The organism is Bordetella bronchiseptica (assembly GCF_900636925.1).
Taxonomy (GTDB): domain Bacteria; phylum Pseudomonadota; class Gammaproteobacteria; order Burkholderiales; family Burkholderiaceae_B; genus Bordetella; species Bordetella pertussis.
In genome coordinates this window covers 4,208,340-4,230,756 of record NZ_LR134326.1, presented here as the reverse complement: position 1 = coordinate 4,230,756, position 22,417 = coordinate 4,208,340, and the positions used below count along the sequence as shown (strand labels likewise).

General features: G+C 67.5%; 22 protein-coding genes and 1 tRNA gene. 17 read left to right on the top strand and 6 right to left on the bottom strand.

Going from position 1 to position 22,417, the window contains the following annotated elements; all coding sequences use genetic code 11:
* Positions 1 to 3 precede the first annotated feature (3 nt).
* The 3 genes from EL288_RS19780 (at position 4) to EL288_RS19770 (ending at position 4,074) form a co-directional block, all read left to right on the top strand.
* Positions 4 to 714, top strand: coding sequence for a response regulator transcription factor (locus EL288_RS19780; RefSeq protein ID WP_003808473.1), 711 nt, complete (start codon positions 4 to 6; stop codon positions 712 to 714).
* Positions 711 to 2,033, top strand: a complete 1,323-nt coding sequence (locus tag EL288_RS19775) for a sensor histidine kinase (protein WP_003808475.1) — start codon at positions 711 to 713, stop codon at positions 2,031 to 2,033. The genes EL288_RS19780 and EL288_RS19775 overlap by 4 nt, the downstream gene beginning before the upstream one ends.
* Positions 2,034 to 2,112: 79 nt before the next feature.
* A complete protein-coding gene (locus EL288_RS19770; protein WP_003808478.1) occupies positions 2,113 to 4,074 on the top strand; it encodes an LTA synthase family protein in 1,962 nt (653 codons plus the stop codon).
* Positions 4,075 to 4,185: 111 nt separating this feature from the next.
* Here EL288_RS19770 and fahA read toward each other — a convergent pair whose 3' ends face one another.
* Together fahA and hmgA are read right to left on the bottom strand one after the other, a co-directional pair.
* Positions 4,186 to 5,499 carry a fumarylacetoacetase gene (gene fahA / locus EL288_RS19765; protein ID WP_003808480.1) on the bottom strand — a complete coding sequence of 438 codons (1,314 nt, stop codon included), beginning with the start codon at positions 5,497 to 5,499 and terminating at the stop codon, positions 4,186 to 4,188.
* Between the two features lie 108 nt (positions 5,500 to 5,607).
* Complete coding sequence (gene hmgA / locus EL288_RS19760) at positions 5,608 to 6,906, bottom strand: homogentisate 1,2-dioxygenase (RefSeq protein WP_126622017.1); 1,299 nt, start codon at positions 6,904 to 6,906, stop codon at positions 5,608 to 5,610.
* Positions 6,907 to 7,088: 182 nt separating this feature from the next.
* Here hmgA and EL288_RS19755 point away from each other — a divergent pair, with 182 nt between their 5' ends.
* Entirely contained in the window at positions 7,089 to 7,997 is a 909-nt protein-coding gene (locus EL288_RS19755) for a LysR family transcriptional regulator (RefSeq protein ID WP_003808483.1), read from the top strand.
* A 9-nt stretch (positions 7,998 to 8,006) separates the two neighbouring features.
* Here the strand turns inward: EL288_RS19755 and EL288_RS19750 are convergent, their stop codons facing one another.
* From EL288_RS19750 to mutM, 4 genes are all read right to left on the bottom strand, one after another.
* The gene (locus EL288_RS19750) at positions 8,007 to 8,216 is read right to left on the bottom strand and encodes a DUF2783 domain-containing protein (RefSeq protein ID WP_003808487.1); all 210 of its coding nucleotides are present in this window, start codon (positions 8,214 to 8,216) and stop codon (positions 8,007 to 8,009) included.
* Positions 8,217 to 8,227: 11 nt separating this feature from the next.
* Positions 8,228 to 9,907 carry an FAD-dependent oxidoreductase gene (locus EL288_RS19745; RefSeq protein ID WP_003808489.1) on the bottom strand — a complete coding sequence of 560 codons (1,680 nt, stop codon included), beginning with the start codon at positions 9,905 to 9,907 and terminating at the stop codon, positions 8,228 to 8,230.
* A 101-nt stretch (positions 9,908 to 10,008) separates the two neighbouring features.
* On the bottom strand, positions 10,009 to 10,962 hold the full coding sequence (locus EL288_RS19740) for an MBL fold metallo-hydrolase (protein WP_010931313.1): 954 nt from the start codon (positions 10,960 to 10,962) through the stop codon (positions 10,009 to 10,011).
* Positions 10,963 to 11,051: 89 nt separating this feature from the next.
* Positions 11,052 to 11,879, bottom strand: coding sequence for a bifunctional DNA-formamidopyrimidine glycosylase/DNA-(apurinic or apyrimidinic site) lyase (mutM, locus tag EL288_RS19735; RefSeq protein WP_010925978.1), 828 nt, complete (start codon positions 11,877 to 11,879; stop codon positions 11,052 to 11,054).
* Here mutM and EL288_RS19730 point away from each other — a divergent pair.
* The 13 genes from EL288_RS19730 to EL288_RS19680 all read left to right on the top strand — a co-directional run bounded on the left by EL288_RS19730 (position 11,878) and on the right by EL288_RS19680 (position 22,416).
* Entirely contained in the window at positions 11,878 to 13,764 is a 1,887-nt protein-coding gene (locus tag EL288_RS19730; protein WP_003808496.1) for a tetratricopeptide repeat protein, read from the top strand. The two genes, mutM and EL288_RS19730, sit on opposite strands and share 2 nt — an antisense overlap.
* Complete coding sequence (gene lolB / locus EL288_RS19725) at positions 13,761 to 14,360, top strand: lipoprotein insertase outer membrane protein LolB (protein ID WP_015039049.1); 600 nt, start codon at positions 13,761 to 13,763, stop codon at positions 14,358 to 14,360. Before EL288_RS19730 ends, lolB begins: the two co-directional genes overlap by 4 nt.
* A 48-nt stretch (positions 14,361 to 14,408) precedes the next feature.
* Positions 14,409 to 15,308 carry a 4-(cytidine 5'-diphospho)-2-C-methyl-D-erythritol kinase gene (ispE, locus tag EL288_RS19720; protein WP_003808500.1) on the top strand — a complete coding sequence of 300 codons (900 nt, stop codon included), beginning with the start codon at positions 14,409 to 14,411 and terminating at the stop codon, positions 15,306 to 15,308.
* Position 15,309: 1 nt separating this feature from the next.
* Positions 15,310 to 15,386 (top strand) — tRNA-Gln (locus EL288_RS19715).
* Positions 15,387 to 15,516: 130 nt separating this feature from the next.
* The gene (locus EL288_RS19710) at positions 15,517 to 16,467 is read left to right on the top strand and encodes a ribose-phosphate pyrophosphokinase (RefSeq protein WP_033446928.1); all 951 of its coding nucleotides are present in this window, start codon (positions 15,517 to 15,519) and stop codon (positions 16,465 to 16,467) included.
* A 122-nt stretch (positions 16,468 to 16,589) separates the two neighbouring features.
* Positions 16,590 to 17,204, top strand: coding sequence for a 50S ribosomal protein L25/general stress protein Ctc (locus EL288_RS19705; protein WP_003808505.1), 615 nt, complete (start codon positions 16,590 to 16,592; stop codon positions 17,202 to 17,204).
* Positions 17,205 to 17,332: 128 nt separating this feature from the next.
* A complete protein-coding gene (pth, locus tag EL288_RS19700; protein WP_033446931.1) occupies positions 17,333 to 17,929 on the top strand; it encodes an aminoacyl-tRNA hydrolase in 597 nt (198 codons plus the stop codon).
* On the top strand, positions 17,926 to 18,708 hold the full coding sequence (locus EL288_RS19695) for a CPBP family glutamic-type intramembrane protease (RefSeq protein WP_033449273.1): 783 nt from the start codon (positions 17,926 to 17,928) through the stop codon (positions 18,706 to 18,708). The genes pth and EL288_RS19695 overlap by 4 nt, the downstream gene beginning before the upstream one ends.
* A 72-nt stretch (positions 18,709 to 18,780) precedes the next feature.
* Entirely contained in the window at positions 18,781 to 19,872 is a 1,092-nt protein-coding gene (ychF, locus tag EL288_RS19690; RefSeq protein ID WP_003808511.1) for a redox-regulated ATPase YchF, read from the top strand.
* 279 nt (positions 19,873 to 20,151) lie between these two features.
* Positions 20,152 to 20,394 carry an Arm DNA-binding domain-containing protein gene (locus EL288_RS24485; protein WP_232018707.1) on the top strand — a complete coding sequence of 81 codons (243 nt, stop codon included), beginning with the start codon at positions 20,152 to 20,154 and terminating at the stop codon, positions 20,392 to 20,394.
* Positions 20,395 to 20,403: 9 nt separating this feature from the next.
* On the top strand, positions 20,404 to 20,850 hold the full coding sequence (locus tag EL288_RS24480) for a tyrosine-type recombinase/integrase (protein WP_172607918.1): 447 nt from the start codon (positions 20,404 to 20,406) through the stop codon (positions 20,848 to 20,850).
* The gene (locus tag EL288_RS24475) at positions 20,795 to 21,280 is read left to right on the top strand and encodes a tyrosine-type recombinase/integrase (RefSeq protein ID WP_172607917.1); all 486 of its coding nucleotides are present in this window, start codon (positions 20,795 to 20,797) and stop codon (positions 21,278 to 21,280) included. Before EL288_RS24480 ends, EL288_RS24475 begins: the two co-directional genes overlap by 56 nt.
* Positions 21,281 to 21,522: 242 nt before the next feature.
* A complete protein-coding gene (locus EL288_RS19680) occupies positions 21,523 to 22,416 on the top strand; it encodes a WYL domain-containing protein (protein WP_033447746.1) in 894 nt (297 codons plus the stop codon).
* Position 22,417 lies beyond the last annotated feature (1 nt).

Below are 22,417 nucleotides of genomic sequence, written 5' to 3'. Positions count from 1 at the left end.
GCCATGACCGCCGCGCCCGCCAACCGGCATTTCCGCGTCCTGATCGTCGAGGACGATCTCACCATCGCGGCCAACCTGTACGACTACCTGCAGGTGCGCGGCTTCGTGCCGGACGCCGCCTACGATGGCCGTTCGGCGCTGGCCCTGCTGGACGAACACGCTTTCGACGCCATGGTGCTGGACGTCGGGCTGCCCGGCATGGATGGCCATGCCGTGCTGCACGCGCTGCGCGTCGAGCGGCGCGCCGCCTTGCCGGTGCTGATGCTCACCGCCCGCGACGGCCTGGACGACAAGCTGGCCGGCTTCGCGCATGGCGCCGACGATTACCTGACCAAGCCGTTCGCGCTGGCCGAGGTCGAGGCGCGCCTGCTGGCCCTGATCCAGCGCTCGCGCGGCGCCGTGGTCGATAGCCTGCGCAGCTTCGGCCCCCTGCAGTTCGACAGCGCCACGCGCGAGGTCGCGGTGCACGGCAAACCGGTGCACCTCACCCGCAAGTGCGGCATGATCGTCGAGGTGCTGCTGCGCGATCCCGGCCGGGTGGTCTCGCGCGAGCAACTCGAAAACGCCCTATGGGGCGACGACCCGCCGTCCTCGGACGCCTTGCGCAGCCAGGTGCATCTGCTGCGCCGCGCGCTGGCCGATGCCGGGTTCGACGGCATCGAAACCGTGCACGGAACGGGCTGGCGGCTGGCGCTGCCGGCGGGTGGCGCATGAGTGCACGGCCTGTTTCCGGCAATGGATCGGGATCGCTGACGCAGCGCGTCGTGTGGGCATTGACCGGCAGCGTGGCGCTGTTCGTCACCGCCCTGGTGCTGCTGTCGTACCTGACGTTCGACAAGATGGAAGACGATCTCGTCAACGACATCCTGTCCACCGAGACCGACCGCCTGATCCAGCACGTGGCCGCCGACGACCACTTCCTGCCCGACCGCGGGGCGCGCGAACTGGGCGGCGCGATGCGCGCTTGGCTGGTGCGCGCGGGCGCCGCGCAGTCCGACTTGCCGCAGCCGCTGCACGGCCTGGGCGTCGGCATGCATCTGCTCGAGCCCGGCGCCGAAACCTGGCACGTCATGGTGGCCGATGTGGAGGACGCGCGTATCTACGTGCTCTACGACGCCACCGACAACGAGGCCCGGGTCCATGATTTCGGCCTGTTCGTGCTGGGCGTGGGCGCCATCTGCATCGTGGCCGCCTATGGCATCTCGCGGCGGGTGGCCGGCGTGGCGGTCGGCCCGCTGGTCGAGCTGACCCGCCGCCTGGCCAACTGGGCGCCGGGCGCGCCCGACCTGGCCGTCACCCGCGACGACGAGGCGGGCCGCCTGATCGAGGCATTCAACCGGGTCCAGAACCAGGTCGACCGTTCGATTGCGCGCGAGCGCGAGTTTTCGGTCAACGTCAGCCACGAGGTGCGCACGCCGCTGGCGGCGATCCGCTCCGACAGCGAGATGATGCTGCTGGCCGCCGGGCTGGACGAGGGCCTGCGCACCCGGCTGGTGCGCATCGTGGCCAACGTGGACAACGTGTCGACGGCGCTGGAGAGCGCCCGGGCCATGGCGCGCGACGAGCCGCGCGCGCCCGAGCGCGTCGATCTGGCCGCCTGCATGGACGACGCCTGGCGCGGGCTGGAGGTCAACGCCGAAGCGGCCGGCCTGGCGTTCGCCAACCGCATTCCGGCCGGCAGCGCGCACGTGCTGGACCGCTACGCCATGCTGACCGTGCTGCGCAACCTGGTGCGCAATGCCATCGAACACGCGGCTCCGGCCACGCTCACGGCGGCGCTGCGCCCCGATGGCGCCCTCGAACTGCGCGACGATGGCCGCGGCATCGCCGCCGAAGAGCTGCCGTTCGTGTTCCAGCGCTTCTACAGCGGGCGGTTGCGCGATAGCGCCGACAACGGCTCGAACGAATTGCCGCGCGGCCTGGGGCTGGCCATCGCCAAGCGCGTGTGCGACATGCAGGGCTGGCAGCTTTCGGTCGATTCCGAGCGCGACGGCCCGGCGCGCGGCACGCGGTTCGTGCTGCGCTTTACCTGATTCGGAGTGCATTCGTCCATCTGGTGGACGATTTTGGCTACACAAAATTTGACATCGATTTGACGCCCAACAGGTATGCTTGCGCGTCTTTTTTTGCAACGAGGCGGACGAGGCCCTGGCCCTCCCGCCGCCGACGAGGAATCCCGTGCGCAGGCTGACCATACGTTTCGCGATCGCCATCCTGGTCCTGCTGACACTCAGCCGGCTGGGCCTGTCCGCCTGGCAATGGGACCGCGTCCAGGCCGCCGGCGGCCTGGGCCCCATCATGCTCGGCGGCCTGCGCATGGACCTGCGCCTGCTGGCCCTGGTCCTGGCCTTGCCGGCCGTGCTGGCGCCGTGGTTCGGGCACCGCGCCTGGGCCGCCAGCGCCACGGCATGGTGGTATCGCGTCTGGTGGATGCTGTTTGTGTTGCTGGAAGTATCCACGCCGCAGTTCATCGCCGAATACGACACCCGGCCCAACCGCCTGTATTTCGAGTACCTGGTGCATCCGCGCGAAGTCGCCTCCATGCTGTGGGAAGGCTACAAGGGCGTGCTGCTGGCATCCTTCGTGGTGCTGGTGCTGGCCGCCTGGCTGGCCGTGCGGCTGTTTCCCACCGGCCGCCAGGACGGCTTCATGAAGTGGTGGAAGCGCCCCTTCGTCACCCTGGCGGTGCTGGCCGTGGTGGTGCTGGCCGCGCGCGGCACCCTGCAGCACCGGCCCATCAATGCCTCCATGGTGGCCTTCAGCAGCGACGCCATGGTCAACACGCTGCCGCTCAATTCGCTGGGCAACGTGCTGGACGCGGCCTATCGCCTGCAGGACGAGCGCTCGTCGGCCGCCTTGTATCCGCCCATGAAAACCGAGGAGATGAACCGCATCGTGCGGGCGGCGGCCGGGCTGGAAGATCCGCCGCTGGACGCCCGCTACCCCAGCCTGCACAAGCAGACGGCCACCGTGCGCCGCGACAAGCCGCTCAACCTGGTGATCATCCTGCAGGAGAGCCTGGGCGCGCAGTACGTGGGCAGCCTGGGCGGGCGCGACCTCACGCCCCAGCTGGATCGCCTGGCCAAGGACGGCTGGATGTTCAACCGCGCCTATGCCACCGGCACGCGCTCGGTGCGCGGCCTGGAGGCGGTCACCGCGGGCTTCCTGCCCACCGTGGCCGAGGCGGTGCTGAAGCTGCCGCGCTCGCAGACCGGCTTCTTCACCCTGGCCGACCTGCTGGGCCGCCACGGCTTCCATTCGCGCTTCATCTACGGCGGCGAAGCGCACTTCGACAACATGCGCGGCTTCTTCCTGGGCAACGGCTTCAACGAGGTGATCGACCGCCAGTCGTTCGTCGACCCGGTGTTCGTGGGGTCGTGGGGCGCGTCCGACGAGGACATGTTCAACCAGCTCGATCGCCTGCTGCGCGCCGACGACGGCAAGTCCACCTTCACGCTGGCCTTCTCGGTCAGCAACCATTCGCCGTGGGAATATCCGGCGGGGCGCATCGAGCCGGTGGGCGACCCGGCCTCGGTGGACAACACCGTGCGCTACGCCGACTGGGCCATGGGCCAGTTCTTCGACAAGGCCAGGAAGGCGCCGTACTGGGACAACACCGTGTTCCTGGTGATCGCCGACCACGATTCGCGCGTGTATGGCGCCAACCTGGTGCCGGTGCGGCATTTCCAGATCCCGGCGCTGATCCTCGGCGGCACGGTCCCGCCGCGCAGCGACGATCGCATCGTGAGCCAGATCGACATGGGGCCGACCCTGCTGTCGCTGATCGGCCTGGACAACGTCAACCCCATGCTGGGCGCGGACCTGACCCAGCGCGACCCCAACCGGGCCATCATGCAGTATGGCGACAACTTCGGCTACCTGAAGGGCGATTCGCTGCTGGTCATCGAGCCCGGCAAGGACCCGCGCGAGTACCGCTATACGGCGGCGGCGTCCATGCGCGACGAGAAGTACATCCCCATCGACATCGACCCGGCGTTGCGCGACGAGGCGCTGGCCTTCGCCCTGTGGCCCAGCTGGGCGTACCGCGAAGAGCGCTACAAGCTGCCGAAGTAGGCCCGCAAGGAAAAAAGGTGCCTGTCCCGGTTGGGACAGGCACCTTCGTCACCCGCGGGGCGTTGTGGGCCCGCGGGAGATGGTGCCGGGGGAGCCAGGCACCGGAGGGGATTACTTGGCGGCCAGCACGGTTCCCACGCAGTCGCCGAAGCCGATGCGGGGATAGCCGGGCTTGCTGCATTCGGCGCGCATGATGATCTGGTCGCCGTCCTGCAGGAAGGTGCGCTGTTCGCCCCAGGGCAGGTCGAGCGGCTGCTTGCCGCCGTTGGTCAGCTCCAGCAGCGAGCCCGCCTCGGAGGCTTGCGGGCCGGACAGCGTGCCGGTGCCCATCATGTCGCCGGGTTGCAGGTTGCAGCCGTTGACCGTGTGGTGGGCCACCAGCTGCGCGATGTTCCAGTAGGCGTCGCGGAAGTTGCTGCGCGACAGCAGCGCCGGCTGCGCATGCTTGGCGCGCGACTGCTCGGTCGAGATCAGCACTTCCATCTGCACGTCGAACGCGCCGTGCGCGCGATTCTCGGCCGATTCCAGGTACGGCAGCGGCTGCGGGTCGGCGGCGTCGCGCGTCCACGCGGCGCGGAAGGGCTCCAGCGCTTCCAGCGTGACGATCCAGGGCGAAATCGTGGAGGCGAAGTTCTTGGCCAGGAAGGGGCCCAGCGGCTGGTATTCCCAGGCCTGGATGTCGCGCGCGGACCAGTCGTTCAGGATGCACAGGCCGAACACGTGCGATTCGGCTTCGCCCAGCGCGATGCGCTCGCCTTGCGCGTTGCCGCGGCCCACGAAGATGCCCAGCTCCAGTTCGTAGTCCAGCCGCTGGCACGGGCCGAACTGCGGCGCCTCGCCTTCGGCCGCCGGACGGGTCTGGCCGACCGGGCGCGCAAAGCGCTGGTCCACGCCGATGCTGGAGGCGCGGCCGTGATAGCCGATGGGCACCCACTTGTAGTTGGGCAGCAGGGGGTTGTCGGGGCGGAACTGCTTGCCCACGGCGGTGGCGTGGTGCACCGAGATATAGAAATCGGTGTAGTCGCCGATGTGCGCCGGCGTGGTGTATTCGGCCTCGGCCTGCGCCACCAGCAGCGGCTCGATGCGCCCCTGCAGGGCCGAGCCCGTGCGCAGCGCGCGCGACAGCGCCAGGCGCAGCGCGCTCCAGTGCGCCTGGTCGAGCGCCATCAGCGCGTTGAGCCGTTCGCCCTGGCAGGCGGCCAGCGCGGCCGCGGCGGTGCCGTCGAACGGCGCCTGGGCGGCCAGCGCCGCCAGGTCGACAATGGCGTCGCCGATCGCCACGCCGGGGCGGAACGGGTCCTGCGTACCCTTGCGGCGGAACGCGGCGAACGGCAGGTTCTGGATCGGGAACGAGGTGTCGGCGGCGTTGGCGCTGGCAACCCAGCTTTGCAGGGCTGGATCGTGGGTTTCGTTGAGCTTGCTCATGGCTGCTTGTCTCTGCTTTTGAATCGGAAAATGGCCGGGCCGCAATGCCCAACGGCGATGAACATCGCGCTCATCGCCGCTGCATGCCGGCGCCGGGGCGTCGCGGGCTCAGGCCTGTTCGGGGTCGAAGTGCTTCTGCAACCCCTGCCAGCACTGATAGTAGTCATCCTGGCGCTGGGGCGAAGTCAGGGCCTGCGCCGTGGGGCGGATCACGCGGCGCGTCTCGAACATGAAGGCCATGGTATCGCGAATGTAGTGGGCCTGGCTGGTATCGGCATGGCTGGCTTTCTCGAAGGTGTCGGCGTCCGGGCCATGGCCGCTCATGCAGTTGTGCAGGCTGGCGCCGCCCGGCGCGAAGCCTTCGGCCTTGGCGTCGTAGACGCCGTGGATCAGGCCCATGAATTCGCTGGCGATATTGCGGTGGAACCAGGGCGGACGGAACGTGTTCTCCATCGCCAGGATGCGCGGCGGGAAGATGGCGAAATCCATGTTCGCGGTGCCCGGGGTGTCCGAGGGCGAAGTCAGCACGGTGAAGATCGACGGATCGGGGTGGTCGTAGCTGATCGAGCCGACCGTGTTGAAGTTGCGCAGGTCGTACTTGTAGGGCGCGTGCGTGCCGTGCCAGGCCACCACGTTCAGCGGCGAATGGGCGATCGGCGCGCGCCAGAAGCCGCCGGTGAACTTGGCGATGAGCTCGAAATCGCCCTCGACGTCTTCGTACCAGGCCACCGGGATCTGGAAGTCGCGCGCGTTGGCCAGGCAGTTCGAGCCGATGGGGCCCAGTTCCGGCAGGCGCATGGCCGTGCCGAAGTTCTCCAGCATGTAGCCGCGCGCCACGTCGTCGAGCAGTTCGACGCGCAGGCGCACGCCGCGCGGGACGACGGCGATTTCATAGGGTTCGATGTCGATCAGGCCCAGTTCGGTGGCCAGGCGCAGGCGGCCCTGCTGCGGCACGATCAGCATTTCGCCGTCGGCGTTGTAGAAGAAGCGCCCCTGCATCGAGCGGTTGGCTGCGTACAGGTGGATGCCCACGCCGCTTTGCTCCTCGGGGCCGCCGTTGCCGCCCCAGGTATGCATGCCGTCGATGAAATCGGTGGGCGCGTCCGGCATCGGCAGCGGGCTCCAGCGCAACTGGTTGGGCGTGACCGGCTGGCGGCCGAAGTCGCTCAGCCAGCGCTGCGCGCCGGCGAACGGCGCGAACGGCAGGTGCTGCACGCCCGGACGGATGCGGTACAGCCAGGAGCGGCGATTCTCGGCGCGCGGGGCGGTGAAGGCCGTGCCGGACAGTTGCTCGGCGTACAGGCCGTAGGGACAGATCTGCGGCGAATTGCGGCCGGCGGGCAGGGCGCCGGGCAGGGCTTCGGTGGCGCAGGCGTTGCCGAAGCCGGTCTGATATTGCAAGGACATGGATGCCTCCTGGCGGTGCAGCCTGGTTCGGCGCGGTGGCCGTCCGGGCTTTTTTTCGTGGGGGCGGCGCGCGGGAAGCGGCCGTGGAAAAAGCGCGTTCGAGCCATTCTGCGCAAAATTGCCCGCTATGGCTACGGGAATGCAAAAATAGTGGCTATAACTTTCGTGAATAATGGTGCTCCATGGCGGAACTGCGCAACATCGATCTCAACCTGCTGGTGATCTTCCAGCGCCTGCTGCAGGAGCGCAGCATCTCCGCCGTGGCGCGCCAGCTCGACCTGTCGCAGCCGGCGGTCAGCAATGCGCTGCGGCGCCTGCGCGCGGCCTGCGGCGACGATCTGTTCGTGCGCACGGCGCAGGGCATGCAGCCCACGCCGCATGCCGAGCGCCTGGGCGGGCCGGTGGGCGAGGCGCTGGCGCTGCTGTCGCATGCGCTGGACGCCACCCAGGACTTCGAGCCGCAGGCCAGCACACGGCGCTTTCGCATCGCCATGTCGGATGTCGGGGAAATTCATTTCATGCCGCGCCTGATGGACCAGTGCGCGCGCCATGCGCCGGGCGTGCGCATCGATTCGCTGCGTCTGCAGGGCGCCGACCTGCAGCGCGAGATGGACGCCGGCCGGGTCGACCTGGCGATCGGCGCGTTCGCCGACCTGGGCGGCGCCGTCATGCAGCGCATGCTGTTTCGCCAGGGCTACGCCACGCTGTATCGCCAGGGGCATCCCAGCGCGCACGAGGGCATGAGCCTGAAGGCGTTCCGGGCCGCGCATCATCTGGTGGTGTCGCACGCCACCCCTTACGGGCAGGTGAACCAGTCGCTGGAGCGCGCCGGCGTGACGCTGGGCGAGCACTTCAGCGTGCCGCATTTCGCGGCGGTGCCGTACATCGTCAGCACCACCGATCTGCTGGCCACGGTGCCGCAGAAACTGGCGGCCAGCGCCGCCCCGCATTTCGGCCTGGGCTTGCTGACGCCGCCCCTGCGCATGCCCACGCTGCAGACCAACCTGTACTGGCATCGGCGCTTCCAGCGCGACAGCGGCAGCCAGTGGTTGCGTGCGCTGATCGTGCAGGCGTTCGCCGACGCGCCCTGAACGGCCGGCTCAGGGCGCCGGCGGGGCGACGACGGACTGGCGCGCGTGCTCCAGGGCTGCGCGCAGCACCGCCATGTCGCCGATATGGTTGGCCAGCAGCAGGATCAGCGCGGCGTTCAGCTCGCGGCTCTGTTCGTCGCTGAGGTCGCGGTGCGTGTCTATCAGCGCTTCGTAGAAATTGTCGGGGCCCGCCAGGTTGGGCGTGGTGATCAGGGGCATGATGGGCTCCTTTACGCGCGGCCGATGGCGCGCGCCAGCGCCCGCCGGACGGCCTGGGCGTCGAAGGCGCGAAAGCGCGCCGCAATGTGTTGGTCGGGGCGGATCAGGTAGCAGGTGCCGGGCCGGGCGTCGTAGCGGCGGGCCAGCCAGCCTTCGCTGTCCTCGACCACGCGCACCCCTGCGGGCGCGGCGGCCGGCGCGGCGCCGGCGTCGCAGACCAGGATGGGCTGCACGGGCACCTCGTCCTGCTGCAGCGCCCGCAGCGCGTCCAGCATATCGGCCCGCGGCGTCTCGGCGCCGCAGAACAGCGCCAGCGCGAACCCGCCATCGAGCTGGGACAGCCACCAGCCGGGCTGCGCGTCCGCCCGTACGGGCGCGTCCAGCGCCACGGCGCCCGGCCGCATCGTGCCGGCGTAGGGGTCGCTGTCGGGCGTGTTCAGCGGCGAGTCGGCGTAGGCGGCCGGCACCGACAGGCGGCCGCTGTTGACCAGCGTGCGCGCGAACGGATGCTGGCGCGCCAGGTTGAGCACGGCGTTGCGGAAGGTGCGGCTGACTTCGCTCTTGGGCGTGATGAAGTCGGTCGAGCGCGATGAGTTCAGGATGTTCTCGTCGGCGGCGTATTCGCGCTCGGCGGCGTAGCTGTCGATCAGCGATTCGGGGGCGTGGCCCGCCAGCACCAGCTTCAGCTTCCAGGCCAGGTTCTCGGCGTCCTGCACGCCGCTATTGGCGCCGCGCGCGCCGAACGGCGAGACGCGGTGGGCCGAATCGCCGGCGAACACCACGCGCCCATGGCGGAAATGGTCCATGCGCTCGCAGGCGAAGGTGTAGACGCTCACCCACTCCAGTTCGAAGTCGGCGTCCGGGCCCAGCAGGGCGCGGATGCGCGGCAGCACGTTCTCGGGCTTGACGGCCTCGACAGGGTCGGCGTTCCAGCCCAGCTGGAAATCGATGCGCCAGACATTGTCGGGCTGCATGTGCAGCAGGACCGACTGATTGGGGTGGAAGGGCGGGTCGAACCAGAACCAGCGCTCGGCGGGATAATCGGCCGCCATCTTCACGTCGGCGATCAGGAAGCGGTCCTTGAATACCCGGCCATGGGTTTCCAGGTCCAGCAGCTTGCGCACCGGCGAGCGCGCGCCGTCGCAGGCGACCAGCCAGTCGGCATGCAGGGCGTAGGCGCCGTCGGGCGTGTCGACCGTGACCTGCACGCCATCGGCCTGCTGCGCCACGCCCACCACCTTGCTTTTCCAGCGCAGCTCGATGCCCGGCTGGGCGCTGGCCAGTTCGTGCAGGTAGCCCTCGGCGTAATACTGCTGCAGGTTGATGAAGGCCGGGCGCCGGTGCCCGGGCTCGGGCAGCAGGTCGAAGCGCCAGACTTCCTGGTCGCGGAAGAACACCTTGCCGACGTTCCACGATACGCCCTTGTCGACCATGCGCTGGCCCACGCCCAGGCGGTCCCAGATCTCCAGCGTGCGCTTGGCGAAGCAGATGGCGCGCGAGCCGGTCGACAGGCGGTAGTCGTCATCCAGCACCACGACCCGCAGGCCTTGCCGCGCCAGGTCCAGCGCCGTGGTCAGGCCCACCGGGCCCGCGCCCACCACGATCACACAGTGCCGGGCCGGCGTGTCGCGCTGCTGGTCGGCGCATTTCGTATAGGCGAACTCGATCGCCTGGTAGTCGATGTCTCCCACGACTGTCTCCTGCGTGGCGGGTATGTCTTGGTCTTTTGTTCATGCAGGGCGCGCGGCCGGCGCAAAGGCCGCCGGCCGGGCCCATCGATGCGGCGCGGCGGTCAGCCTTCGAGCTGCTGCCACATCTCGATGTCGCGCTTGTCGGTCCAGATGCGCGGATCGTAGTGGCCGGTCGCCTCGTCGTAGGCGCGCGAGACGTTGAACGGCATGCAGTGGTCGAAGATCACCCACTGGCTGTAGCGCGGCTTCATGAAATCGTAGACCTCGCGGTAAATCGTCTTGAGGTCCTTGCCATCGGCCACGCCGCGGTTGACGGCGGCGTACAGGTCGGTCAGGAAGGCGCGCGTGCCGGCCAGGCCCTGGCGCACTTCGGTGGCGCTCTTGAGCGCCGGGCCGCGGCCCGGGACCATTTTCTCGGCCTCGAAGCCCGCCAGCGCGTCCAGCGTGGCCGGCCATTCGCGGAAATAGCAGTCGCCGCAGTACGGGGTGGATTGGTACTCGACCAGGTCGCCGGCGAACAGGATCTTCTGCTCGGGCAGCCAGGCGATGGTGTCGCCCTTGGTATGGCCGCGGCCGACCTGCAGCAGCTTGACTTCCAGGTTGCCCAGGTCGACCGTCATTTCGCCCTTGAACGTCATGGTGGGCCACACCAGGCCGGGCGGGATCGATTCGACGTTGCGGAACAGGCGCGGGAAGCGGCCGATCTCGCTGGCCTTGTCCTGTTCGCCGCGCTCGGCGATCAGGTCGTAGGTGTCGCGGCTGGCCAGGATTTCCTGGGCGCCGTAGGCCGAGGCGCCGAACACGCGCACGGCGTGGTAGTGGGACAGCAGGATGTACTTGATGGGCTTGTCGGTGACTTCGCGCACGCGGCGGATCACGTCCTGGGCCATGACGGGCGTGGCCTGGGTATCGACCACCATGACCGCGTCGTCGCCGACGATGATGCCGGTGTTGGGGTCGCCTTCGGCCGTATAGGCGTAGGCGTTGTCGGAGAGTTTTTCGAACGAAACGACCTTGTCTTCCAGGTCGGCATGCGAGGCGAATTGTTTGCTCACGGTGGGCTCCTTCCACTTATACGAATGCGTGGAAGGAAATATAGCGCGGCGTTTGTTTTTGTGCAATACGTTTGCTATAGACGAATTCCCTAGCGTTTCTGGCAGCTCGGACAGAAATACGTGGCGCGCTGGCCCTGCACCAGGCGGCGGATCGGCGTGCCGCACACGCGGCAGGGCAGGCCGGCGCGCTCGTAGACGGCGGCGTGGATGGCGAAATACGCGCCCGGCTCGCCGCTGGCGCCGACGTAGTCGCGCAGCGTGCTGCCGCCGGAATCCAGCGCGTCCGACAGGGTGGCGCGGATGGCGGCCGCCAGCCGGTCGCAGCGCGCCGCCGAGACGCGCTGGGCGGCCGTGCGCGGATCGATGCCGGCGCGAAACAGGCTTTCCGATGCGTAGATGTTGCCCACGCCCACCACGGCGTCGCCGGCCAGCAGGGCCTGCTTGATGGCGACCCGGCGTCCGCGGAAGTAGGCGTGCAGCCAGCGCCCGTCAAAGCGCGGGTCGAACGGTTCGATGCCCAGGCGGGCCAGCAGCGGGTGGGCGGCGATCGGGCCGGCCTCGTCGGGGTGCCACAGCACCGCGCCGAAGCGGCGCGGATCGTGCAGCCGCAGGACGGCGTGGTCGAATACCCAGTCGACGTGGTCGTGCTTGCGCGGCGCCTCCTGCTCGGGCACCCGGCGCAGCGATCCGGACATGCCCAGATGCACGATCTGCACGCCATGGTCGAAGCGCAGCAGCAGGTATTTGCCGCGCCGCCCGCATTCGAGCACGGTGCGGCCGGCCAGCAGATCGGGCAGGGCGGGTGGAATGGGCCAGCGCATGCGCGCTTCGCGCACGACCAGGCGGCGTAGCGTCCGGCCCGTTATGACGGTGTCGATTCCCCGTCGGGTGGTCTCGACTTCAGGCAGTTCCGGCATGAGCCAGTGTAAGATCATCAATTGCGTGTACGAAGATTGTGCCATCAACCGGACGGGCCGCGTGAAGTTGTCGCTCAAACACATTAATTTCGGAGTAGCCGCGCTGGCGCTGGCGTTGGCGGGCTTGCAGTCCCTACCTGCGCAGGCCGCCGAGGTGCGTCCGCGCGATGCCACCGGCCCGCGCCTGATCCAGCCGAGCAAGCAGCCCGAGACCGAAGTCATCCGCCTGCGGCCGGGGCAACTGCCCTATGTTTCGCTTACCGCCGACATCTTCTATCGCATCGTCGGCGCCGAACTGGCCGCACAGCGCGGCATGTACGGCACCGCCGCCGCCACGCTGGTGACGCTGGCGCGCGAGACGGGCGATCCGCGCCTGGCCCGCCGCGGGCTGGAGTTCCAGCTTGCCGGGGGCAACCTGCCGGGCGCCCTGGATGCGGCGCGCGCCTGGTCCAGCCTGGCGCCCAACGATATCGAGGCCAGCTCCACCGAGCTGGCGCTGGCCGCCGCCAACGGCGAGACCTCGGGGCTGGCGACGGCGCTGCGCAAGCGCATCGACACGGCGCGCGACAAGCCGGCGGCCATCGTGCAGGCCATGGGCGTGCTCAGCCGCCTGAACGACCGCCGCCTGGCGCTGCGCATCCTGGACGAATCGCTCAGCGACAGCGCCCGCAAGCTGCCCGCCGCCCACCTGGCCTTGGCCGACGTGGCGCAGGCCGCCGGCGACTACCCGCGCGCCGCCAACGAAGCCTACGCCGCGCTGGCCGCCGACCCCAAGTCCGAGGCCGCCGCGCAGCGCGTGCTCGAATACGGCGCCAAGGTCGACGCCACGCGCGCGCAGCACCAGGCGCGCGCCTTCATCAACCGCAATCCGGACGCGCGCAAGCTGCGCCTGATGCTGGCCGGCCAGATCGCCGACGGCGGCGACTACGACGGCGCGCTGGCCGAGCTGCAGGCGATGGCGCGGCGCTCGCCCGAGGATTTCGACCTGATGTTCATGCAGGCCCAGCTGGCCTACAAGGCGGGACGCCTGGACCAGGCGCGCGGCTACCTGCAGCAATACCTCGACGTGCAGAACCAGCGCCAGATGGCCACCGCGCCGGGCGCCACCGACGCCGGCGCCGCCGCGGCCGACGCCCACGTGCTGCTGTCGCGCATCGCCGAAGACCAGGGCCGCTACGACGAAGCCATCCGCGAGCTGGGCCGCATCGACGACCCGGCCATGCGCTATTCGGCGCACATGCGCCAGGCCACGCTGCGGGCCCGCCAGGGGCGCATCGACGACGCGCTGGCCATGGTGGACCGGGCCGATCCGCAGGACGACGAAGAGCGCACGCTGGGCGTACTGACCAAGGCGCAGATCCTGCGCGACGCCGACCAGGTCGATCGCGCGGTGGCTATCCTGGTGGCGGCCGACAAGGCCATGCCCGACACGGTCGAGATCAAGTACGAACTGGCCATGCTGTACGAGCGCCAGGGGCGCATCGACCAGCTCGAGCGCCTGCTGCGCGAAGTCATCGCGCTCGACCCCGACCATGCCCATGCCTACAACGCGCTGGGCTACACGCTGGCCGACCGCAACCAGCGGCTGCCCGAGGCGCTGGACCTCATCACCCAGGCGCTCGAGCTGTCGCCCGAGGATCCCTTCATCCTCGACAGCATGGGCTGGGTCAAATTCCGCATGGGCGAGCCTTCCGCCGCGATCGAGTACCTCAAGCGCGCCTATGCGCTGCGCCCCGAGGCCGACATCGCCGCCCACCTGGCCGAAGTGCTGTGGGTGCAGGGCGAGCGCGACAGCGCCACCGAACTGCTGCGCACCGCCTACGCCAAGGATCCCAAGAACCGCGCCCTGCTCGACACGATGCGCCGCCTGGAGGTGCGCCCGTGAGCGCCTGCCCGGCGCCGCGCTCGCCCGTCCGCTGGCTGCACGCATTCACGCTGTGCCTGCTGCTGGCCGTGCTGGCTGGCTGCGTCAGCGTGCCCAAGCCCATGGCCGGCGCGGGCGAGGACGTGTTCTCGCGGGTGGGCCGGTTCGCCATCACCGTCACGGAGTCCGACGGCAAGCAGCAGGCCGTGCAGGGCGGTTTCGCGTGGCGCGACGATGGCGGCAGCTATCTGCTGGACCTGACCAATCCGCTGGGCTCGACCGAGGCGCGCGTCGAAGGGCGCCCCGGCATGGCCGTCCTGACACGCGCCAATGGCGAGCGCCTGGCGGCCGAGCATCCCGATGCGCTGGCCGAGGACGCCCTGGGCAGCCCGGTGCCGGTGACGGGGCTGCGCGACTGGCTGCGCGGCCGCCTGATGGCCGGCGCGGCCCCGGATGGCCTGGAGCGCGACGCGCAAGGCCGCCCCACGGCCTTCGAGCAGGACGGCTGGAACGCGCGCCTGAGCCGCTACGACGCGCAAGGCCCGCAACTGCTGGTGCTGCAGCGCCAGGAGCCCGGCCGCCGCATCCTGGTGCGGCTGGTGATTACCCAGCCCTAGGCGGGCGGCGGTCTAGAATAGGGGCATCCCCAGCCCCTCGCTTCCGCCGTGACGCTCTACGACGTACCCGCACCCGCCAAGTTGAACCTGTTTCTGCACGTGGTGGGCCGCCGCGCCGACGGCTACCATCTGCTGCAGACCGCGTTCCGCTTCATCGACCTGGCCGACACCCTGCATTTCGAAGCGCGCGCCGACGGTGCCATCGGCCGCGCATACGAACTGCCCGGCGTGGCCGAGTCCGACGACCTGGTCGTGCGCGCCGCGCGCAGCCTGCAGCGCGCCACCGGCACCCGCCAGGGCGCGCAGATCGGCCTGCACAAGCGCATCCCGCAGGGCGGCGGCCTGGGCGGCGGATCGAGCGACGCCGCCACCACCCTGATCGCCCTGAACCGGCTCTGGGGCACCGGCCTGTCGCGCAGCCAGCTGATGCAACTGGCGCTGCCGCTGGGCGCCGACGTCCCGGTCTTCGTCTTCGGCCAGTCGGCCTTCGCGCAAGGCGTGGGCGAAGACCTGACGGCCGTGGCGCTGCCGCCGGCGGCCTATCTGGTGGTGCAGCCCGACGCCGGCGTGCCCACTGCCGCCATTTTTTCCGACCCCGATTTGACAAGGGATTGCGCTTCGGTCACAATAGCGGACTTTCTTGCTTTGCCAACTTCCTGCTTTGGCAGGAATGATCTGGAGCCGGTGGTGTTGCGGCGGTATCCTGAGGTTTCAGGGGCTGTTCGCTGGCTTTTCGAGCACGGTTTGCGTGTTCGGATGTCGGGATCTGGGGCGTGTCTTTTCGCCGAATTTCCCACCCTGCCGGAAGCCGTTTTGGCACAAGAGGAAATAACCGCTACAATGCGCGTCGCTGGAAAAACAACCAGCCACACGCATCCCGGGTTCCGGTTGGTACAGGCTAGTACTGGATTGACTGAACATCCGTTGCGGAACTGGATTGCAAGCTAGTTGGGGAGTCGCCAAGCTGGTTAAGGCACCGGATTTTGATTCCGGCATGCGAAGGTTCGAATCCTTCCTCCCCAGCCAAACCAATACATAAAAAAGCTGTTGAACGCGCCCGTCAGACACTGGCTCCAGTTCAGCAGCTTTTTTGTTTTACGAGATTTTCAGCGCGCACCTGCGTACGTGACCTGAAACCGACCACTGCATCAACATCATGGCAAACGACAGCTTCATGATTTTCACGGGCACCGCCAACACGCGGCTGGCCGTGGACGTAGTCAACCACCTCGACATGTCGCTGGGAAAAATGACCGTCGGTCGTTTCTCCGATGGCGAGGTGATGGTCGAGATCAACGAGAACGTGCGCGGCAAGGACGTCTTCGTGCTGCAGCCCACCTGTGCGCCCACGAACGACAACCTGATGGAAATCATGGTGATGGTCGATGCCCTGCGCCGCGCCTCGGCCGGCCGCATCACCGCCGCCATCCCGTATTTCGGCTATGCCCGCCAGGATCGCCGGCCGCGCTCGGCGCGCGTGGCGATCTCGGCCAAGGTCGTGGCCAACATGCTGCAGGTCGCCGGCGTCGACCGCGTGCTGACCATGGACCTGCACGCCGACCAGATCCAGGGGTTCTTCGACATCCCGGTCGACAACATCTATGCCGGTCCGATTCTGCTGGGCGACATCTGGCGCCGCAATTTCTCGAACCTGGTGGTGGTGTCGCCCGATATCGGCGGCGTGGTGCGCGCCCGCGCGCTGGCCAAGCAGCTGGAAGCCGACCTGGCCATCATCGACAAGCGCCGTCCGCGCGCCAACGTGTCGGAAGTGATGAACATCATCGGCGAAGTCGACGGCCGCACCTGCATCATCATGGACGACATGGTCGACACCGCCGGCACGCTGTGCAAGGCGGCCCAGGCCCTGAAAGACCGCGGCGCCGGCGCCGTCTACGCGTATTGCACGCACCCGGTGCTGTCGGGCGGCGCCATCGAGCGCATCGAGACTTCCTCGCTGGACGAGCTGGTCGTCACCGACACCATCCCGCTGTCCGAGCAAGGCCAGGCCTGCGGCAAGATCCGCCAGCTGTCGTGCGCCGCGCTGCTGGGCGAGACCATTCTGCGCATTTCCAACGCCGAGTCGGTCAGCTCGCTGTTTGCCGACTGATCGGCGCCCGTATTCCCGAATTTGTGCGCCGCTGGTCGCGGCGGCGCGCAAAAACCACGCAGCGCATGTCGCGCCGCGTGTCTTAACCGGCGATCCATTCGCCAGATTGTTTGGAGTTTTCCATGAAATTCAACGCCACTGCGCGTAGCGTCCAGGGTTCGAGTGCGAGCCGCCGCCTGCGCCGCGCGGGCCGCGTGCCTGCCATCGTTTACGGCGGTACCGCTGCCCCCCTGAACATCGAGCTGGATCACAACGAGATCTACCATGCCCTGCGCAAGGAAGAATTCCACGCGTCGATCCTGAACATGGTCATCGAGGGCGGCAAGACCGAAGAAGTGCTGCTGCGTTCGGTTCAATGGCACGCCTACAAGCCGCAAGTCATGCACGTCGACTTCCAGCGCGTCGATGCCAACCAGGCCCTGCACACCAAGGTGCCCCTGCACTTCATCAACGCCGAAGTGTCGCCGGCCGTCAAGCTGAGCGGCGCGATCATCTCGCACGTGCTGACCGAACTGGACATCACCTGCCTGCCGGCGCTGCTGCCCCAGTTCATCGAAGTCAACCTGGGCGACCTGCTGGGTGGCGGTTCGATCCACCTGGCCGACATCAAGCTGCCCAAGGGCGTGACGTTCAACGCCCACGGCGGCGACACCAACCCCCTGATCGCCGCCGCGGTGGTCAAGGGTGGCGGTGCCGCTGACGAAGGCGACGCTGCCGCCGAGCAACCTGCCGCCTGAGTGCGCCAGGGCGCGGCGGCGACCGTCCGCCGCGGGCTCGTGCCCGACGTTCCCGAAACCCTGCGCATGCGATTTGCATGCGCAGGGTTTTGTACTTTACAAATACGCGTCCCGATGCATACGCCACCATGTCAGATCCCATTCGCCTGATCGTCGGGCTGGGCAACCCCGGCCCCGACTACGAAACGACCCGCCACAACGCCGGTTTCTGGCTCGCCGACCACCTGGCCGACGACCTGCGCACCGCGTTTGCGCTGGAGAAAGGGTTCTTCGGCATGCTCGCCAAGGCGCGCCACGCGGGCGAGAACGTCGTGCTGCTCAAGCCCATCACCTACATGAACCGTTCCGGCCAGTCCGTCGGCGCGGTGGCGCGCTTCTACAAACTGGCGCCCGAACAGGTGCTGGTGCTGCATGACGAACTCGACCTGCTGCCGGGGCAGGTCAAGATCAAGCAGGGCGGCGGCCACGCCGGCCACAATGGCCTGAAAGACATCCAGGCCGCGCTGGGCAGCCCCAATTTCTGGCGCCTGCGCATCGGCATCGGCCATCCCCGCAGCCTCGGCCTGGCGCAGCAAGTCGCCGACTTCGTCCTGCACCCGCCGCGCCGCGAAGAACAGCAGCAGATCGATACGGTCATCGACCGTTGCCGCGCCGTCGTGCCGGCGATGCTGGCCGGCGATTTCGCGCTGGCCACGCGCGAGCTGCACGGCGCCAACGGGGCTTGAGCGACGTGACCACGGCGCGGCAGGGCGCGGCGCGCGCCACGACGTTTCGCCAGGACCTGGCCGATTGCTGGCGCTTCCTGCGCCGGCCCACCCTGAGCGGCCGCCTGCCCGGGCGGCGCGCCGACAGCGGCTGGGCCAGCGACTGGCGGCCCGGCGTCGGCGCCGCGCGCCTGCTGGCCTGGGCCGCGGTGCTGTGGGCCCTGAACCTGTTCGCGCTCGGCCCCATCGCCGTCACCGTGGCCGGCGCCGGCGGCGCCATGCACCGGCTGGATCCGGCCAACATCCCCTGGCTGACCGCCATACTGTGGGCGCCCCTGGTCGAGGAACTGCTGTTTCGCTACGGCCTGCGCCGGCCCGCGCAGGCGCTGTGGTTCTGCCCCATGGTGCTGCCGGCCATCCTGTGGGGCGCGCAGGGCTGGACGCTGGCGCTCGTCGCCGTGGCGGTCTGGCTGGCGTGGCTGTCGCTGCGCCGAGGACGCGCCTCGCTGGCCGGCTGGGACACCAGCTGGCGCCGCTACTACAGCTACCGTTTCGGGCTGGTGTTCCATCTGGTGGCGCTCACCTTCGCCGCGGTCCACCTGAACAACTTCTCGCTCAGCCAGACCCCCGTATGGCTGCTGCCGCTGCTGGTGCTGCCCCAATGGGCCACCGGCCTGGTGCTGGGATGGATGCGGGTGCGGCGCGGCATCGGCGCGGCGATCGCGCTGCACGCGCTGTTCAACGGCGGCCCGGTACTGATGATCTGGCTGCTGATGACACTGATGCCGGCCGGCGCCTGAAGGCAGGGCGCCGCCACAGGCGGTAAACTGCACCGTTAACGCTTTGATTACACATACTTAGACAGGAATTCCATGGCTCTGCAATGCGGCATCGTCGGCCTGCCCAATGTCGGCAAATCGACGCTCTTCAACGCCCTGACCCGCGCCGGCATCGCCGCCGAGAACTATCCGTTCTGCACCATCGAGCCCAACGTGGGCGTGGTGGAAGTGCCCGACCCGCGCCTGGACAAGCTGGCCGAGATCGTCAAGCCCGAGCGCATCCTGCCGGCCACCGTCGAATTCGTCGACATCGCCGGCCTGGTGGCCGGCGCCAGCCAGGGCGAGGGCCTGGGCAACCAGTTCCTCTCGCACATCCGCGAAACCAACGCCATCGTCAACGTGGTGCGCTGCTTCGAAGACCCCAACGTGGTCCACGTCGCCGGCAAGGTCGACCCCATTGCCGACATCGAAGTCATCGAGACCGAACTGGCGCTGGCCGACCTGCAGACCGCCGAGAAAGCGCTGCACCGCCACTCCAAGACCGCCCGTTCCGGCGACAAGGACGCGCAGCGCCTGGTGACCGTGCTGGAGAAATGCATCGCCCAGCTCAACCAGGCCAAGCCGGTGCGCGGCCTGGACCTCAGCGACGAAGAGCAGGCCCTGATCGCGCAGCTGTGCTTCATCACCGCCAAGCCCGCCATGTACGTGGGCAACGTCAGCGACGACGGCTTCACCGACAACCCGCTGCTCGAGCGCCTGGCCGAATTCGCCAAGTCGCGCAACGCGCCCATGGTCGCCATCTGCGCGGCCATCGAATCCGAAATCGTCGACCTGCCCGAAGAAGACCGCCAGGCCTTCCTGTCGGACATGGGCATGGAAGAACCCGGCCTGAACCGCCTGATCCGCGGCGCCTTCACCCTGCTCGGCCTGCAGACCTACTTCACCGCCGGCGTGAAGGAAGTGCGCGCCTGGACCATCCCCATCGGCGCCACCGCGCCGCAGGCCGCCGGCGTCATCCACACCGACTTCGAACGCGGCTTCATCCGCGCCCAGACCATCGCCTACGAAGACTTCATCGCCTGCAAGGGCGAGCAGGGCGCCAAGGAAGCCGGCAAGATGCGCGCCGAAGGCAAGGAATACGTGGTCAAGGATGGGGACGTGATGAACTTCCTGTTCAACGTCTGACGATTTTTGCTGGATCTCGGTGGCGCTCAGTAGCGCTTGGTAGACAGACTGACCCGTTTTAAATCAATGGGTTGTAGAAACAATACGGTCTGTCGAGCGTTCCTATTGTTCATCGAGGTCCAGAAAATTCTGGGGTAGCGGTGGGGGTACTCGTGTTCAACCGTGGGGGTACTTTTCCACGCGTTGGAGTCCAACGATGCCCGAGAATCTACTCACCGACCTCAAGGTCAGGTCGGCCAAATCGACTGATCGAGACTGGAAACTTTCAGACGGCGGGGCTTGTTCCTGCTGATCAAGCCTACTGGCGGCAAGCTCTGGCGGTGGAAGTGCCGCCTGCAAGGCAAGGAGAACCTCTTTGCCATCGGCGGCTTTCCTCAAGTAAGCCTTGCGGAGGCGCGCGCGGCCCGCGAGAAAGCGCGTGCCTTGGTCAAGCAAGGCATCCATCCCGCCCATGAGCGGCAGCAGGTCAAGCAGCGCAACCTCGAAGCGCTGGAGGAACGCAAGCGCGTCCGTGAAAGCTAGTTCGCCAAGGTGGCAAAAGCGTACCTGGCCGAGATCAAGCCAGTCTTCGCACTCAGTTCCTATCGCACGAAAGAGTCCCGCATCAGGAAGTACCTGTCGCCCAAGTTCGATGGGATGCCGATGAGCGACATTGGAGTGAAGCAGATTCGCCCGCTGCTGGAGGAATGCAAGGCCCACGGCGCGTGGGCGGCCATTCATGTCAAAGGCGATCTTTCGGCCATCTTCGAGTTCGCGGTGGTGCGTGGTCTGGTCGAGGCCAATCCGATCCCCAGCCTGCGCGGGCTGCTGCGCGTGCCGTTCAGCGAGCGCAAGGCGGCGATGACGCGAGAGCAAATCCAGAGGTTCTATCAGGAGTTGCGCGGCTACCGGGGCTATCCGGAAACCTTCTTTGTGTCTGCGGTTGATTGCGCTGACCGCCTGCCGTCCAGAGGAAGCGGCGGATGCCGAGTGGGATGAGTTCGACTTTGAGGATGCACTGTGGCGTCGGCCTGCGGCGAAGATGAAAGCGCGGCGCGACCATGTCAGCTCGTTGTCTGCACGGGCCATTGCCGTGCTGAAGGATTTGCAGTGCATCACGGGTGGTGGACGCTATCTGTTCCCACACCGGAGCGGCAAGGGCTTCACTACGCCCAACCGACTCACCTACGCCATGCGTGACATGAACCTGGGATGGGGCACGACGCCGCATTGCTGGCGGACGATCTTTTCGACCTGGGCCAATGAGAACGGATACCGGCCTGATGCAATTGAGCGGCAGCTTGCTCACGTGGAAAGCAACAAGGTGCGGGCGACGTACAACAAGGCGCTGCTGCTGGATCAGAGAAGGTCGCTGTTGCAGGACTGGGCGGACTACCTGAGTGCTGCGGAGGGCAGCGGCACGGCGTAGGGAAGAGTTGGCTAGGTGTTGCAGAACGAATGGATAGGGCGGCCTTTTCCTTTTCTGGATAGGGCCGTTGTCCCTTGAGTGCCGTTCCCTTGTGCCCCTTTTGCTGCCCATCTGACGCGGCACGGCTTTAGCTGCTAAATGGTCATCAAAATGGTTCTATTGAAAGATTCATTTTGATTGCAGTGTGGCTCGATAGGGATGATAATTGCGCGTCGTCCATCTATTTGCGCGTCGGCCCGTACATGTCCAGCGAATCTCTCCTGTCACTCACCCAAGCGCAACGCGACCGTCTCGCGTTCGTCGATCTGCGGCTGCGATTCGTAGGTGAGATTCGGCGGCAGGACTTGACGGCGCGGTTCGGCATCCAGATGGCGGCTGCAACCAGGGATCTTGCACAGTACAAAGAGCTTGCTGCTGGCAACTTGGAGTACGACACGCGAAGCAAGGTCTATGTCCGTGGCACATGGTTCCGGCCGTTGTTCGACTTTCCCGCAGGGCGGGTGCTGACCTGGCTATCCGAAAGCTATGGAGATGGGGAGCCCCTTCAATGGAAGGGCGTCGTGTCATGGGAAGGCGCCAACCTGCCTGGAAGAATCAATCTTGAGTTGCTTTCGGTTCTGACCCGCGCCATTCATCAAGGTAGCGCTGTCGAAATTTCCTACCGAGCGCTGTCCAGCGGGCGGACGACACGTGAAATCGTGCCATTCTCCCTGGCCGACAACGGCCTGCGCTGGCATGTACGTGGTTTTGACCGGCGCAGCGGCGAGTTTCGCGATTTCGTGCTGGGGCGACTTGAGGATGCTCGCATCCTTCCCGGCCCTGTGGCTTCACATGAGAAATCCGAGCAAGACATTCAGTGGGCCCGCATCACCGAGCTTGAACTCGTACCGCACCCAGCCAACGTGCAGCACCCCGACACCATCGAAGCCGAGTACGGCATGGAGGGCGGCGTGATCAACGTGCGTGTGCGTGCGGCAATGGCGGGCTATTTGTTACGCCACTGGAATGTGGACTGCACTGAAGACCATAGCCTCAAGGGCGGCGAGCACCACCTATGGCTGCGCAATCGCCAGGCGCTCTACGGCGTGGCCAACTTGATCTTGGCACCGGGTTACAACGCCTCTGGCAAGGAATGAT

What these genes read in the sequence shown, in the direction of transcription:
- EL288_RS19780 (WP_003808473.1), top strand. Translation starts at nt 4, where the DNA reads ATGACCGCCGCGCCCGCCAACCGGCATTTCCGCGTCCTGATCGTCGAG.
- EL288_RS19775 (WP_003808475.1), top strand. Translation starts at nt 711, where the DNA reads ATGAGTGCACGGCCTGTTTCCGGCAATGGATCGGGATCGCTGACGCAG.
- fahA (WP_003808480.1), bottom strand. Translation starts at nt 5,499, where the DNA reads ATGAGCAAGCTCAACGAAACCCACGATCCAGCCCTGCAAAGCTGGGTT.
- hmgA (WP_126622017.1), bottom strand. Translation starts at nt 6,906, where the DNA reads ATGTCCTTGCAATATCAGACCGGCTTCGGCAACGCCTGCGCCACCGAA.
- EL288_RS19755 (WP_003808483.1), top strand. Translation starts at nt 7,089, where the DNA reads ATGGCGGAACTGCGCAACATCGATCTCAACCTGCTGGTGATCTTCCAG.
- EL288_RS19750 (WP_003808487.1), bottom strand. Translation starts at nt 8,216, where the DNA reads ATGCCCCTGATCACCACGCCCAACCTGGCGGGCCCCGACAATTTCTAC.
- EL288_RS19730 (WP_003808496.1), top strand. Translation starts at nt 11,878, where the DNA reads ATGAGCCAGTGTAAGATCATCAATTGCGTGTACGAAGATTGTGCCATC.
- mutM (WP_010925978.1), bottom strand. Translation starts at nt 11,879, where the DNA reads ATGCCGGAACTGCCTGAAGTCGAGACCACCCGACGGGGAATCGACACC.
- EL288_RS19710 (WP_033446928.1), top strand. Translation starts at nt 15,517, where the DNA reads ATGGCAAACGACAGCTTCATGATTTTCACGGGCACCGCCAACACGCGG.
- EL288_RS19705 (WP_003808505.1), top strand. Translation starts at nt 16,590, where the DNA reads ATGAAATTCAACGCCACTGCGCGTAGCGTCCAGGGTTCGAGTGCGAGC.
- pth (WP_033446931.1), top strand. Translation starts at nt 17,333, where the DNA reads ATGTCAGATCCCATTCGCCTGATCGTCGGGCTGGGCAACCCCGGCCCC.
- ychF (WP_003808511.1), top strand. Translation starts at nt 18,781, where the DNA reads ATGGCTCTGCAATGCGGCATCGTCGGCCTGCCCAATGTCGGCAAATCG.
- EL288_RS19680 (WP_033447746.1), top strand. Translation starts at nt 21,523, where the DNA reads ATGTCCAGCGAATCTCTCCTGTCACTCACCCAAGCGCAACGCGACCGT.